We start from the raw sequence: 14,464 nt of genomic DNA on the forward strand, positions 1-14,464 counted from the left end.
CCGCTTACGCGGTCGGACCGCCGAAGATGTCGATACGGTCGCCCTCGGCGAGGGTCACGATCGCGCGCTTGGTGGCGGCACGCTGGCCGAAGCCCGTGCGGGTCCGCTTGCGCTTGCCCTGGCGGTTGATCGTGTTGACCCCGGTGACCTTGACCGAGAAGACCGCCTGGACGGCCTGCTTGATCTGGGTCTTGTTGGCACTCGGGTCGACGATGAACGTGTACTTGTTCTCGTCGAGAAGCGCGTAGCTCTTCTCGGAGACGACCGGCTTCAGCAGCACGTCACGGGGGTCCGTGTACGCCTTGCTCGCCGGGGTCTCGACGGTGTTCTTGCCCTCGGCGGCGTGGCGGCGCGCCTTGGCGACGCGCGCGGCCTTGGCGGCCTTCGCAGCCTTGGAGGCAATGCTCGGGTGACGCGTAGCCATCAGGCCTCGCTCCCTTCGGTGTCAGCAGCCGATTCAGCCGGCGCGCCAGACACGAAGGACTCGAAAGCGGCCTGGGTGAAGACCACGTCGTCCGAGACGAGAACGTCGTACGTGTTCAGCTGGCCCGGCTCCAGGATGTGGACCTGGGGCAGGTTGCGGGCGGACAGCCACGCGGCCTCGTCGGCGCGGTCGACGACCAGGAGCAGGTTCTTGCGCTCCGAGATCTTGCCGAACAGCGTCTTGGCGGCCTTGGTGGAGGGGGTCTCGCCCGCGATCACGCCGGAGACGACGTGGATGCGGTTGTGGCGGGCCCGGTCGGTGAGGGCGTGACGCAGGGCGGCGGCCTTCATCTTCTTGGGGGTCCGCTGCGAGTAGTCGCGCGGCACGGGACCGTGCACGACGCCACCACCGGCGAACTGCGGGGCGCGGGTCGAACCCTGACGGGCGCGGCCGGTGCCCTTCTGGCGGTACGGCTTCTTGCCACCACCACGGACCTCGCCACGGGTCTTGACCTTGTGCGTGCCCTGACGGGCGGCGGCCAGCTGCGCGACGACGACCTGGTGGATCAGCGGGATGCTGACCTTCTCGACGTCGAAGATCTCCGCGGGGAGCTCGACGGAACCGGCCTTCTCGCCCGCCGGCGAAAGGATGTCAACAGTGCTCATCGGTTACCTCAGGCCCCCTTGGCCGCGGTGCGGACCAGGACGAGGCCGCCGTTCGGACCGGGAACCGCGCCCTTGATGAGCAGCAGACCCTTCTCCGCGTCAACGGCGTGGACGGTCAGGTTCTGGGTGGTGACCCGCTCGTTGCCCATGCGACCCGCCATGCGGAGGCCCTTGAACACACGGCCCGGGGTGGCACAGCCACCGATGGAACCGGGAGAGCGGTGCTTGCGCTGGGTGCCGTGACCGGCGCCGAGGCCCTTGAAGTTGTGACGCTTCATGACGCCGGCGAAGCCCTTGCCCTTGCTCTTGCCGGTGACGTCGACCTTGACGCCCGCCTCGAAGACCTCGGCGGTGACTTCCTGACCGAGGGTGTACTCGGAGGCGTCGGCCGTACGGATCTCGACGAGGTGGCGACGGGGGGTGACGTCGGCCTTCGCGAAGTGGCCCTTGAGGGGCTTGTTCACCTTGCGCGGGTCGATCTCGCCGAAGGCGATCTGGACCGACTCGTAGCCGTCGACGTCGTTCGTACGCACCTGGGTGACGACGTTGGGGCCGGCCTTGACGACGGTGACCGGAACAACACGGTTGTTCTCGTCCCACACCTGCGTCATGCCGAGCTTCTCGCCCAGGATGCCCTTGATCTGCTTAGCCATTCTCAGATCACCGGCCTCAGAGCTTGATCTCGATGTCGACACCGGCCGGGAGGTCGAGTCGCATCAGAGAGTCAACGGTCTTGGGGGTCGGGTCGAGAATGTCGATCAGGCGCTTGTGCGTGCGCATCTCGAAGTGCTCGCGCGAGTCCTTGTACTTGTGCGGCGACTTGATGACGCAGTACACGTTCTTCTCAGTGGGCAGCGGCACCGGGCCCGCGACCGACGCACCAGTGCGGGTCACCGTCTCGACGATCTTCTTCGCCGAGGAGTCGATGACCTCGTGGTCGTAGGCCTTGAGCCGGATGCGGATCTTCTGTCCCGCCATGGCTACTCAGTAGTCCTGTCTCTCGTAACGCTCTGGAACCCGGTGTTCCGTGGATCTCGGCCTCCGACCCACGCGGTCGGGCGTGTCGCACCCTCGCTGACACAGATGCCCCTTGTTCGAACATCCCTGCTGGGAGAGCGCGACCCTTTCGGAACCGCAGGCCGGGGGCGAAGGGCCCACCGGGTGCCTGGCCGGTGCCGCACCGACACTTCCCGGAAGATTCCCGTACGTCCGCCCCAGCGCTGCCTTACGGCAGTTGGGGCGACGAGTACTGTGGGACTCGCTTCCGGTCCTCCCGGCGGGAGGCGCGCAGCATCAACACTCGACCGAGCAACTCCGACAGTCTGCCATATGGGGCAGGGGCCTGGCCAATCGAGCCGGAGAGAATACCCCGAGGGTGACGCAGGTCAAACCCGCACCCTCCCGGCAGCCCGGAGCGCGTTCACCCTTGTGAATAAGAATCAATCACTTGTCTATTGACGCGTCCACAGCAAGCGCTTACGGTCCCGTCCGGGAGCTGAGAAAGCGCTTTCTCCCGTGCACGGCAGCCCTGGTCACGGACGAACCCGGAGGCATCACCATGCAAGTGAGACCCGTCATCGCGTGCGTCACCCTGCTGGCAGGCGCGCTCGTCGCACTGTCCGGCGCTCCGGCGCAGGCCGCGAGCTCCACGCAGTACGTGTCGCCCGCCGGCACCGCGGGCGCGGCCGGAACGCAGTCCGCCCCGACGACGCTCGCCACGGCGATCGGCCGCATCGCACCGGGCGGCACCATCTACCTGCGCGGCGGCACCTACGCCTACTCCTCGACGATCACGATCCCGGCCGGCAGCGACGGCACCGCCGCCGCCCGCACCACCCTGCGCGCCTACCCGGGCGAGACCCCGGTGCTCAACTTCTCGGCGCAGAGCGAGAGTTCGTCCAACCGCGGGATCCAGCTCAACGCGAACCGCTGGCACCTGTACGGCCTCACCGTCGAACACGCCGGCGACAACGGGATCTACGTCGGCGGCAGCGACAACGTCGTCGAACGCACGGTGACGGCGTACAACCGCGACACCGGACTGCAGCTCGGCCGGATCTCCTCCAGCACCCCGAGCTCCCAGTGGCCGTCGAACAACCTGGTGGTGAGCTCGGAGTCGCACGACAACGCCGACTCCGACGGCGAGGACGCCGACGGTTTCGCCGCGAAGCTCACCACCGGCACCGGGAACGTCTTCCGCTACGACGTCTCCCACCACAACATCGACGACGGCTGGGACCTCTACACCAAGACCGCCACCGGTGCCATCGGCCCGGTGACCATCGAGTACTCGCTCTCCTCCAGCAACGGCACCCTGTCCGACGGCAGCCAGAGCGGCGACGGCGACCGCAACGGCTACAAGCTCGGCGGGGACGGCATCGCCGTCGACCACACCGTGCGGCACGACATCGCCTACGGCAACGGCCACCACGGGTTCACCTACAACAACAACCCCGGCACGATGGCGATCTCGAACAACGCCGGCATCGACAACGCCGAGCGCAACTTCTCCTTCGACAAGGGCACCTCGGTGTTCCGCACCAACACCTCGTGCCGGTTCGCCGTCGACGGCTCGAACGACAAGACGGTCGGCGACGCCGACGGCTCCAACCAGTTCTGGACCGGCACCAACGGCTCCCGCTGCTCCTCCTACAGCGGCGCCCTCGGCTGGTCCTTCGCCTCGGACGGCCGGCTGGCCGTGACCTTCGGCGGCACGGTGGTGACGCCGTAGGGAAAGGTCCCCGGCGGGCAACCGAAAGGGCCTGTACGACCGGAGTCGTACAGGCCCTTCAGAGTCCTGCCGGGTCAGCCCTCGCGGGCCAAGATCACTTGTTGATCTTGGTGACCTGGCCGGCGCCCACGGTCCGGCCACCCTCACGGATGGCGAACTTCAGGCCCTCCTCCATGGCGACGGGCTGGATGAGCTCCACCTTCATCTCGGTGTTGTCACCCGGCATGACCATCTCGGTGCCCTCGGGGAGGGTCACGACGCCGGTCACGTCCGTCGTACGGAAGTAGAACTGCGGGCGGTAGTTGTTGAAGAACGGCGTGTGGCGGCCACCCTCGTCCTTGGACAGGATGTAGGCCTGGGCCTCGAACTCGGTGTGCGGGGTGACCGAACCGGGCTTGATGATGACCTGGCCGCGCTCGACGTCCTCGCGCTTGATGCCGCGGAGCAGCAGACCGACGTTCTCACCGGCCTGGCCCTCGTCGAGCAGCTTGCGGAACATCTCGATGCCGGTGACCGTGGTGGTGGTCTTCTCGGTCTTGATGCCGATGATGTCGACGGTCTCGTTGACCTTGAGGACACCACGCTCGATACGGCCGGTGACGACGGTGCCACGACCGGTGATCGTGAAGACGTCCTCGATCGGCATCAGGAACGGCTTGTCGACGTCACGCTCGGGCTGCGGGATCGCCTCGTCGACGGCCTTCATCAGGTCCAGGACCGACTGGCCCCACTCCTTGTCGCCCTCGAGCGCCTTGAGCGCGGAGACCTTGACGACCGGAACGTCGTCGCCCGGGAACTCGTACTCGGAGAGCAGCTCACGGACCTCGAGCTCGACGAGCTCCAGGATCTCCTCGTCGTCCACCATGTCGGCCTTGTTCAGGGCGACGACGATGTACGGAACGCCGACCTGGCGGGCCAGGAGCACGTGCTCCTTGGTCTGCGGCATCGGGCCGTCGGTGGCGGCGACCACGAGGATGGCGCCGTCCATCTGGGCAGCACCGGTGATCATGTTCTTGATGTAGTCCGCGTGACCGGGGCAGTCGACGTGGGCGTAGTGACGCGTCTCCGTCTGGTACTCGACGTGCGCGATGGAGATGGTGATACCGCGCTGGCGCTCTTCGGGAGCCTTGTCGATCTGGTCGAACGCCGAGGCCTCGTTCAGGTCCGGGTACGCGTCGTGCAGCACCTTGGTAATGGCGGCCGTGAGGGTCGTCTTACCGTGGTCGATGTGACCGATGGTGCCGATGTTGACGTGCGGCTTAGTCCGCTCGAACTTCGCCTTCGCCACTGGGGTCCTCCTGTGGAGTGGTTCTGGTACGCCTTACTTCATCGGCGCCAGGTGATCTTTGCTGTTGGTGCCCGGGCCCCGGGGCATTCCCCCACGATTGGGGAGGAATGCCCCGGCAGGCTCCGGAGTCAAGCCTAAGGCGTGGAAACGCGGTGCGATAACGCGGTGCGTTACTCGCCCTTGGCCTTCGCGATGATCTCCTCGGCGACGTTCCGCGGAACCTCGGCGTAGGAGTCGAACTGCATGGAGTAGCTGGCCCGGCCGGACGTCTTGCTGCGCAGGTCGCCGACGTAACCGAACATCTCCGAGAGGGGCACGAGGCCCTTCACGACGCGGGCACCGGCCCGCTCCTCCATGGCCTGGATCTGGCCACGGCGGGAGTTGATGTCGCCGATGACCTCACCCATGTAGTCCTCGGGCGTGGTGACCTCGACGGCCATCATCGGCTCGAGCAGCACGGGGCTGGCCTTGCGCGCGGCCTCCTTGAAGGCCTGCGAACCGGCGATCTTGAAGGCGAGCTCGGAGGAGTCGACCTCGTGGTAGCCACCGTCGATCAGCGTGACGCGCACGCCGGTCATCTCGTAGCCCGCGAGGATGCCGAACTGCATGGCCTCCTGCGCACCGGCGTCCACCGAAGGGATGTACTCCTTCGGGATACGGCCACCGGTCACCTTGTTCACGAACTCGTACGAGGCGTCGCCGCCCTCGATGGGCTCGATCGCGATCTGCACCTTGGCGAACTGACCGGTACCACCGGTCTGCTTCTTGTGGGTGTAGTCCACGCGCTCGACGGCCTTGCGGATCGTCTCGCGGTACGCGACCTGCGGCTTGCCGACGTTGGCCTCGACCCGGAACTCACGGCGCATGCGGTCGACCAGCACCTCGAGGTGCAGCTCGCCCATACCGCCGATGATGGTCTGGCCGGTCTCCTCGTCCGAGTGGACCTGGAAGGACGGGTCCTCCTCGGCCAGGCGCTGGATCGCGACGCCCAGCTTCTCCTGGTCGCCCTTGGACTTGGGCTCGATGGCGACCTGGATGACCGGCGCCGGGAAGTCCATGGACTCCAGGATCACCGGGGCCTTGTCGTCGCACAGCGTCTCGCCGGTCGTGGTCTGCTTCAGACCCATGACCGCGACGATGTCGCCGGCGCCCACCGACTCGATCTCCTCACGCTTGTTCGCGTGCATCCGGTAGATCTTGCCGATGCGCTCCTTCTTGCCCTTGACGGAGTTCAGCACCGAGGTGCCGGACACCAGGCGGCCCGAGTAGACCCGGACGAAGGTGAGCTTGCCGAGGTGCGGGTCGCTCATGATCTTGAACGCGAGCGCGGACAGCGGCTCGTCCTCGGACGGCTTGCGCTTGACGACCGTCTCCGGGTCCTTCACGTCGTGGCCCTCGATGGCCTCGACGTCCAGGGGGGAGGGGAGGTAGCGCACGACCGCGTCGAGCAGGGGCTGGACGCCCTTGTTCTTGAACGCGGTGCCGCAGAACACCGGGGTGACCGTGGTGTCCTGGGACTTGCCGGACGCGATGGTGATGCGGCGGATCGCGGCGTACAGCTGCTCCACGGTGGGCTCGGTGCCCTCCAGGTACAGCTCCATGATCTCTTCGTCGTTCTCGGCCACGGCCTCGAGCAGCTTGCCGCGGTACTCCTCGGCAGCCTCGACGTGGGTGTCCGGGATGTCGACGGTGTCGTACATCTCGCCCTTGGTGGCCTCGGCGGACCACACGAGGGCCTTCATCGTCACGAGGTCGACGACGCCCTTGAAGTCGGCCTCGGCACCGATCGGCAGCTGCATCACGATCGGCTGGGCGCCCAGGCGGTCGGAGATCATGTCGACACAGCGGTGGAACTCGGCACCGGTGCGGTCGAGCTTGTTGACGAAGCAGATACGCGGGACGCCGTAGCGGTCCGCCTGACGCCACACCGTCTCGGACTGCGGCTCGACACCGGCGACGCCGTCGAACACCGTCACGGCACCGTCGAGCACACGCAGGGAGCGCTCCACCTCTACGGTGAAGTCGACGTGCCCCGGGGTGTCGATGATGTTGATGGTGTGGTCGACGTCGTCCATCGGCCAGTGACAGGTGGTGGCAGCAGAGGTGATCGTGATGCCACGCTCCTGCTCCTGCTCCATCCAGTCCATGGTGGCGGCGCCGTCGTGGACCTCACCGATCTTGTACGAAACGCCGGTGTAGAACAGGATCCGCTCGGTGGTGGTCGTCTTGCCCGCGTCGATGTGGGCCATGATCCCGATGTTGCGGACCTTGGCCAGGTCAAGTGAAGTGGTAGCCATAAGGCTTCAGTCTTCTCTCGGTCTCGATGTGGGTAGCGACTACCAGCGGTAGTGCGCGAAGGCCTTGTTGGACTCGGCCATCTTGTGCGTGTCCTCGCGCTTCTTCACAGCGGCACCAAGGCCGTTGGAGGCGTCGAGAAGCTCGTTGAGCAGACGCTCGGTCATGGTCTTCTCGCGACGGGCGCGGGAGTAGCCGACGAGCCAGCGCAGCGCGAGCGTGTTGGCACGACCGGGCTTGACCTCGATCGGAACCTGGTACGTCGCACCACCGACACGGCGGGACTTGACCTCGAGGGTCGGCTTGATGTTCTCCAGCGCGCGCTTCAGCGTGATGATCGGGTCGTTGCCCGTCTTCTCACGCAGACCTTCCATGGCGCCGTAGACGATGCGCTCGGCGGTGGAGCGCTTGCCGTTCAGCAGCACCTTGTTGATGAGCGACGTCACCAGAGGAGAACCGTAGACCGGGTCGATGATGACCGGGCGCTTCGGGGCGGGGCCCTTACGAGGCATTTCTACTTCTCCTTCTTGGCGCCGTAGCGGGAACGGGCCTGCTTGCGGTTCTTGACACCCTGGGTGTCGAGGGAGCCACGGATGATCTTGTAGCGAACACCCGGCAGGTCCTTCACACGGCCGCCGCGCACGAGCACGATGGAGTGCTCCTGCAGGTTGTGTCCCTCACCCGGAATGTAAGCGGTGACCTCGATCCCGCTGGTCAGACGCACACGCGCGACCTTACGCAGGGCCGAGTTCGGCTTCTTCGGGGTGGTCGTGAACACACGCGTGCAGACGCCACGACGCTGAGGGGAACCCTCGAGTGCGGGCGTCTTGTTCTTCTCGACCTTGTCCTGCCGGCCCTTGCGGACCAGCTGCTGGATCGTAGGCACTACTTCTCCGGTTTCTGTGTGCCGATTGGTGAAGCTAACCTGGAACGTCGCCGACCCACGCGGTCGGGTGTGTCGAATCCGGCGGACTCCCGCCGCGAGGCGAAAAGAGCACAGATTACGGTGGCCGCTCACAGCTCGTTATGCGGTTTGAAGGCACGCACGAGAGCCAGGGCACACCCCAGGCACAAGGTCTGAGCGTACCTACCTCAAACGCTACGGTCAAAACAAATGGGCCGCGCCCGCATCACCGTGCGTCGGATGTCAAGACCATGCACGCCATGGATCTTCGATTCGCCCCGTCCGCGACCGTCATCCGGAGGCCAGCGCCACCGCGAGCAGCAGCGTCAGCACCAGCGCCCAGCCGGCCGTCGACAGCCATCCCAGCACCAGACCGGTCAGCGCGAGACCCTCGCCGGCCTCCCCGGTGCGCTCCATCTCGTTGCGTGCCGTGTGCCCCAGGATGACGGCCGGTATGCCCGTCAGCCCCATCGTCGGCAGGCACAGCAGGCCGCAGACGGCGGCCCCGATGGCCTTGGCGTTCGTCTGCCGCCGTACGACGGGCTGGAAGGTCTGCGGGACGGCCATGCCGGCCGCGGGCTGCGGCACGGGCCCGGTGGGCAGATCAGCGACCAGCAGGGCCAACTCCCCCACCGTGCGGGCCGCATAGGCACGCGAGACCCGCTTCTCGAACTCGTGATGCTCCAGCCGTCCCTCCCCGTACCCGGCTCTGAGCACGTCCACGGCGCGCTCACGGTCGGCATGGGAGGCCAGCATGGACGGGGGGCTCTGGGCGTGCCACGGCTGCCACGGCGTCGGGTACGACACGGACACCTCCCCCAGAGGCGGCTGAATGCCTTCATCATGCTCCAACGCACCGTATTCAGCATCGGTTCCCGCAGGGTCCGCCGGCTTGCGGCCGTTGCCGGAGCCCGGCAGCGGGAGTCCGCCCGACATGTCCCACGACGGCCCTCACGGCGGGCACGCGCACGACGGCACGATGTCCGGGGGGCGGTCCTGGCGGACGTCCCGGTCGCGACGGGGGGGGTGGCCGTATGACTTCCGGCAGCAGGGCGCCGTGGGGCAGGTGCGTGGGGTACGGGCTGCTCAGCGGCACGCTCGTCCTCCTCCTGCTCGGCCTCGTGCTGAGCCTGCTCCCCGTCGGCGACGGCGGGGCCGCGCTCCTCATGTACGTCGCCCTGGTGTTCCCGCCGGCCCTGGCCGCCCACCGGTTCGCGCCCGGCGGCAGGCGCACGGGGAGCCTCGGGCCGCACCCCTCACCGAAGCCGGCCCTGCCCGGGCCGCTCCGGCCGACCGCCGCCGAGGCCGCCGACCGGGCCATCACCTCGTACGGCGAACTCCTGCGCCTGCACACCTACCGCCCCGGCCCGTGCGCCGACCCGGACGACCTGGCCGCCTACCGCACCGCCGTGGAGACCTACGACGAGGCCGGGGCGAGCGCCCCCGCCCGGGTGCCGGAACTCCTGGAACGCGGCCGGACGGCCCTGGAGCGCCTCGACACCGCGCGCAGGGCGGGCACCGACATCGTCTGGACCCGCGGCACCGGCGGCACCAGGGTCCGCGTCCCCCGGCCCGCCGAGGGCGGCCCCGCGCTGCTGGTCTTCGAGACCGACAACGCTTCCGGCAGCTTCTCGGTGCGCGACCGCGGCGGCGCGGGCGGACGGCCGCGGGTCCTGCTCAAGGGCGCCTTCGAACCGTCCCGGACGGCCCCCGGCCGGGCGCGGGTACTGCTGCCGGAGCAGCACGGCACGGAGATGTTCCTGGACGTGGGCGCGACGGGTCCCTGGCGGATCGCGCTGCGTCCGCCCGGTGAGGCCCGGCGGCTGGAGGCGGGCGCGCCGCTGACGGGGCGGGGCATCGAGACGGTGCTCAAGGACGACGGGTGCCGTGCGGTCGAGTTCGAGCACCACGGCACGGGCGCGTTCGCACTCCGCGAGGTCACCCGGACGTACCGCCCGGGCCGGCTGCTCGCCGACGGCCGCGGCCGCGCCCGCCTGACGGTCGCGGTACCGGACGCCCGGCGTGTCCTGCGCGTCCAGGCCACGGGCCGCTGGACCCTCCACCCGGCCGCCTGACGGGTCCCGACGCCCCCGCGGGGTGTGCACCACGCTCCGCCCTCCGCACACCGGCCACGACGGCTGCTCGCCGCCTCTTGCCGCGGCCCCTGCGGCAGGCGGGCGCCGGCACGCCGAAGGGCGGCCCCCCGGAGGGGACCGCCCTTCGACTCATGCTGCTCGCTTACTGGTTGTACGGACCGTAGTCGTAGTCCTCCAGCGGGACGGCCTGGCCGGAGCCGGTGCCGAACGGCGAGTAGTCGATGTCGTCGTAGCCGACGGCCGAGTACATCGCGGCCTTGGCCTCCTCGGTCGGCTCGACCCGGATGTTGCGGTAGCGGGACAGGCCCGTACCGGCCGGGATGAGCTTACCGATGATGACGTTCTCCTTGAGGCCGATGAGCGAGTCGGACTTGGCGTTGATCGCCGCGTCGGTGAGGACTCGCGTCGTCTCCTGGAAGGACGCCGCCGACAGCCAGGACTCCGTGGCCAGCGAGGCCTTGGTGATACCCATGAGCTGCGGACGACCGGAGGCCGGGTGACCGCCCTCCTGGACCACACGACGGTTCTCGGTCTCGAACTTCGAGCGCTCGACCAGCTCGCCGGGCAGCAGCTCGGCGTCGCCGGACTCGATGATCGTCACCCGGCGGAGCATCTGCCGGATGATGATCTCGATGTGCTTGTCGTGGATCGACACACCCTGCGAGTTGTAGACCTTCTGGACCTCGCCGACCAGGTGGACCTGGACGGCACGCTGACCCAGGATGCGCAGCACGTCGTGCGGGTTGGTGGCACCCACGGTGAGCTTCTGGCCCACCTCGACGTGCTCGCCCTCGCTGACCAGGAGACGGGCGCGCTTCGAGATCGGGAACGCCGTCTCGTCGCTGCCGTCGTCCGGGGTGACGACGATCTTCTTGGTCTTCTCGGTCTCCTCGATCCGCACGCGGCCGTTGGCCTCGGAGATCGGGGCGACACCCTTCGGGGTACGGGCCTCGAAGAGCTCGACGACACGCGGCAGACCCTGGGTGATGTCGTCACCGGCCACACCACCGGTGTGGAAGGTACGCATCGTCAGCTGGGTACCGGGCTCACCGATGGACTGGGCGGCGATGATGCCGACCGCCTCACCGATGTCGACCAGCTTGCCGGTGGCCAGCGAGCGGCCGTAGCACATGGCGCAGGTGCCGACCTGGGACTCGCAGGTCAGGATCGAGCGGGTCTTGACCTCCTCGATGCCGTTGGCGACCAGCCGGTCGATGAGGACGTCACCGAGGTCCACACCGGCCGGCGCGAGCACCTTGCCGTCGACCACGATGTCCTCGGCGAGGCAGCGCGCGTACACGCTGGTCTCGACGTCCTCCGCCTTGCGCAGGACGCCGTCGGCGCCCCGGTCGGCGATCTTGAGGCGCAGACCGCGGTCGGTGCCGCAGTCCTCCTCGCGAATGATGACGTCCTGGGAGACGTCGACCAGACGACGGGTGAGGTAACCGGAGTCGGCGGTACGCAGGGCGGTGTCCGCCAGACCCTTACGGGCACCGTGCGTGGAGATGAAGTACTCCAGCACGGACAGGCCCTCGCGGAACGACGCCTTGATCGGACGCGGGATCGTCTCGTTCTTCGCGTTCGACACCAGACCACGCATACCGGCGATCTGACGCATCTGCATCATGTTGCCTCGCGCACCCGAGTTCACCATCATGAAGATCGGGTTGGTCTTCGGGAAGTTGTCGTTCATCGCCTCGGCGACCTCGTTGGTCGCCTTGGTCCAGATCGCGATGAGCTCCTGCGTGCGCTCGTCCTTGGTGATCAGACCGCGCTCGTACTGCTTCTGGACCTTCTCGTCCTGCGCCTCGTAGCCCTTGACGATCTCCTTCTTCGCCTCGGGAACGACGACGTCGGAGATGGCCACGGTGACACCGGAGCGGGTCGCCCAGAAGAAGCCGGCCGCCTTCAGGTTGTCGAGCGTCGCCGCCACGATGACCTTCGGGTAGCGCTCGGCGAGGTCGTTGACGATCTCGGAGAGCTGCTTCTTGCCGACCTCGTAGTCGACGAACGGGTAGTCCTCGGGCAGCAGCTCGTTGAAGAGCGCGCGGCCCAGCGTGGTCCGCAGCCGGAAGCTGTCACCCTGCTGCCACTCGGGCTCGCCCTCCTCCTGCGCCGGAGGCGTCCAGCCGCGCGGCGGGATGGTGCCCACCGGGAAGCGGATGTCCACCTTCGACTGCAGCGAGAGCTCGCCGGCGTCGAACGCCATGATCGCCTCGGCCACAGAGGCGAAGGACCGGTCCTGGCCCTTCACGTTCCGCATCTCGCCGTCGGTGGTGAGGAAGAACAGACCGAGGACCATGTCCTGGGTCGGCATCGTCACCGGACGGCCGTCGGCCGGCTTGAGGATGTTGTTCGAGGACAGCATCAGGATGCGGGCCTCGGCCTGCGCCTCCGCGGACAGCGGCAGGTGCACGGCCATCTGGTCACCGTCGAAGTCCGCGTTGAACGCGGTGCACACGAGCGGGTGGATCTGGATGGCCTTGCCCTCGACCAGCTGCGGCTCGAAGGCCTGGATGCCGAGGCGGTGCAGGGTGGGAGCACGGTTGAGCAGCACCGGGTGCTCGGCGATGACCTCTTCGAGGACGTCGTACACGACGGTGCGGCCGCGCTCCACCATGCGCTTGGCGCTCTTGATGTTCTGCGCGTGGTTGAGGTCCACGAGCCGCTTCATCACGAACGGCTTGAAGAGCTCCAGCGCCATGGCCTTGGGCAGACCGCACTGGTGCAGCTTCAGCTGCGGGCCGACGACGATCACGGAACGCGCCGAGTAGTCGACTCGCTTGCCGAGCAGGTTCTGGCGGAAGCGGCCCTGCTTGCCCTTGAGCATGTCGGACAGCGACTTCAGCGGACGGTTGCCGGGGCCCGTGACCGGGCGGCCGCGACGGCCGTTGTCGAAGAGCGCGTCGACGGCCTCCTGGAGCATGCGCTTCTCGTTGTTCACGATGATCTCGGGCGCACCGAGGTCGAGAAGGCGCTTCAGGCGGTTGTTGCGGTTGATCACACGGCGGTACAGGTCGTTGAGGTCGGAGGTCGCGAAGCGGCCACCGTCCAGCTGCACCATCGGACGCAGGTCCGGCGGGATGACCGGCACGCAGTCGAGCACCATGCCCTTGGGGCTGTTGCTGGTCTGCAGGAACGCGGAGACGACCTTGAGGCGCTTGAGCGCACGGGTCTTCTTCTGGCCCTTGCCGGTGCGGATGATCTCGCGGAGCTTCTCGGCCTCCTCGTCGAGGTCGAAGGACTCCAGGCGCTTCTGCAGCGCCGCGGCACCCATCGAGCCGTCGAAGTACGTGCCGAAGCGGTCGCGCAGCTCGCGGTAGAGCAGCTCGTCGCCCTCCAGGTCCTGGACCTTGAGGTTCTTGAAGCGGGTCCACACCTCGTCGAGGCGGTCGATCTCGCGCTGCGCGCGGTCGCGCAGCTGCTTCATCTCGCGCTCGGCACCCTCGCGCACCTTGCGGCGCACGTCCGCCTTGGCGCCCTCGGCCTCCAGCTCGGCCAGGTCGGACTCGAGCTTCTTGGCGCGGGCCTCCAGGTCGGAGTCCCGGCGGTTCTCCACCTGCTGCCGCTCGACGGAGACGTGCGCCTCCAGGGAGGGCAGGTCGCGGGTGCGGCGCTCCTCGTCGACGTACGTGATCATGTACGCCGCGAAGTAGATGACCTTCTCGAGGTCCTTGGGCGCCAGGTCCAGCAGGTAGCCGAGGCGCGAGGGGACACCCTTGAAGTACCAGATGTGCGTGACGGGCGCGGCCAGTTCGATGTGGCCCATCCGCTCACGGCGCACCTTGGCGCGGGTCACCTCGACGCCGCAGCGCTCACAGATGATGCCCTTGAACCGGACACGCTTGTACTTGCCGCAGTAGCACTCCCAGTCCCGGGTGGGGCCGAAGATCTTCTCGCAGAAGAGCCCGTCCTTTTCCGGCTTGAGGGTGCGGTAGTTGATGGTCTCGGGCTTCTTGACCTCGCCGTGGCTCCACTGACGGATGTCGTCAGCGGTGGCCAGGCCGATCCGGAGCTCGTCGAAGAAGTTGACGTCGAGCACTATGCGTCAATCCCTCTCA

Annotated in this window: 12 protein-coding genes; 2 read left to right on the plus strand and 10 right to left on the minus strand. The window is 67.7% G+C overall.

What is annotated here, in order from left to right; all coding sequences use genetic code 11:
• Positions 1-4 precede the first annotated feature (4 nt).
• From rplW to rpsJ, 4 genes are read right to left on the minus strand one after another with little or no spacing between them, the layout of a single operon-like run.
• Positions 5-424, minus strand: a complete 420-nt coding sequence (rplW, locus tag ACIRPX_RS34390) for a 50S ribosomal protein L23 (RefSeq protein ID WP_150949546.1) — start codon at positions 422-424, stop codon at positions 5-7.
• Positions 424-1,089 (minus strand): 50S ribosomal protein L4, encoded by a 666-nt coding sequence (gene rplD / locus ACIRPX_RS34395; protein ID WP_404202628.1) that lies wholly within the window; start codon positions 1,087-1,089, stop codon positions 424-426. The genes rplW and rplD overlap by 1 nt, the downstream gene beginning before the upstream one ends.
• Positions 1,090-1,097: 8 nt before the next feature.
• Positions 1,098-1,742 carry a 50S ribosomal protein L3 gene (rplC, locus tag ACIRPX_RS34400; protein WP_062706771.1) on the minus strand — a complete coding sequence of 215 codons (645 nt, stop codon included), beginning with the start codon at positions 1,740-1,742 and terminating at the stop codon, positions 1,098-1,100.
• A 16-nt stretch (positions 1,743-1,758) separates the two neighbouring features.
• On the minus strand, positions 1,759-2,067 hold the full coding sequence (gene rpsJ / locus ACIRPX_RS34405) for a 30S ribosomal protein S10 (RefSeq protein ID WP_003948644.1): 309 nt from the start codon (positions 2,065-2,067) through the stop codon (positions 1,759-1,761).
• Between the two features lie 580 nt (positions 2,068-2,647).
• On the opposite strand from rpsJ, the gene ACIRPX_RS34410 reads away from it, so the two are divergent.
• A complete protein-coding gene (locus ACIRPX_RS34410; protein ID WP_404202630.1) occupies positions 2,648-3,820 on the plus strand; it encodes a right-handed parallel beta-helix repeat-containing protein in 1,173 nt (390 codons plus the stop codon).
• A gap of 94 nt (positions 3,821-3,914) precedes the next feature.
• Here the strand turns inward: ACIRPX_RS34410 and tuf are convergent, their stop codons facing one another.
• The 5 genes from tuf to ACIRPX_RS34435 form a co-directional block, all read right to left on the minus strand.
• A complete protein-coding gene (gene tuf, locus ACIRPX_RS34415) occupies positions 3,915-5,108 on the minus strand; it encodes an elongation factor Tu (protein ID WP_404202632.1) in 1,194 nt (397 codons plus the stop codon).
• Positions 5,109-5,278: 170 nt separating this feature from the next.
• Positions 5,279-7,405, minus strand: coding sequence for an elongation factor G (gene fusA, locus ACIRPX_RS34420; RefSeq protein ID WP_404202634.1), 2,127 nt, complete (start codon positions 7,403-7,405; stop codon positions 5,279-5,281).
• 39 nt (positions 7,406-7,444) lie between these two features.
• A complete protein-coding gene (gene rpsG, locus ACIRPX_RS34425) occupies positions 7,445-7,915 on the minus strand; it encodes a 30S ribosomal protein S7 (RefSeq protein WP_003992340.1) in 471 nt (156 codons plus the stop codon).
• 2 nt (positions 7,916-7,917) lie between these two features.
• On the minus strand, positions 7,918-8,289 hold the full coding sequence (rpsL, locus tag ACIRPX_RS34430) for a 30S ribosomal protein S12 (protein ID WP_003948652.1): 372 nt from the start codon (positions 8,287-8,289) through the stop codon (positions 7,918-7,920).
• Positions 8,290-8,598: 309 nt separating this feature from the next.
• The gene (locus ACIRPX_RS34435; protein WP_404202636.1) at positions 8,599-9,114 is read right to left on the minus strand and encodes a DUF1707 and DUF4190 domain-containing protein; all 516 of its coding nucleotides are present in this window, start codon (positions 9,112-9,114) and stop codon (positions 8,599-8,601) included.
• 227 nt (positions 9,115-9,341) lie between these two features.
• On the opposite strand from ACIRPX_RS34435, the gene ACIRPX_RS34440 reads away from it, so the two are divergent.
• Complete coding sequence (locus ACIRPX_RS34440; protein ID WP_404202638.1) at positions 9,342-10,382, plus strand: hypothetical protein; 1,041 nt, start codon at positions 9,342-9,344, stop codon at positions 10,380-10,382.
• Between the two features lie 163 nt (positions 10,383-10,545).
• On the opposite strand, the gene ACIRPX_RS34445 is transcribed toward ACIRPX_RS34440, so the two are convergent.
• Positions 10,546-14,445 carry a DNA-directed RNA polymerase subunit beta' gene (locus tag ACIRPX_RS34445; RefSeq protein WP_404202640.1) on the minus strand — a complete coding sequence of 1,300 codons (3,900 nt, stop codon included), beginning with the start codon at positions 14,443-14,445 and terminating at the stop codon, positions 10,546-10,548.
• Positions 14,446-14,464 lie beyond the last annotated feature (19 nt).

Source organism: Streptomyces sp. NPDC101225, assembly GCF_044767585.1.
In the GTDB taxonomy this organism is placed as follows: Bacteria; Actinomycetota; Actinomycetes; order Streptomycetales; family Streptomycetaceae; genus Streptomyces.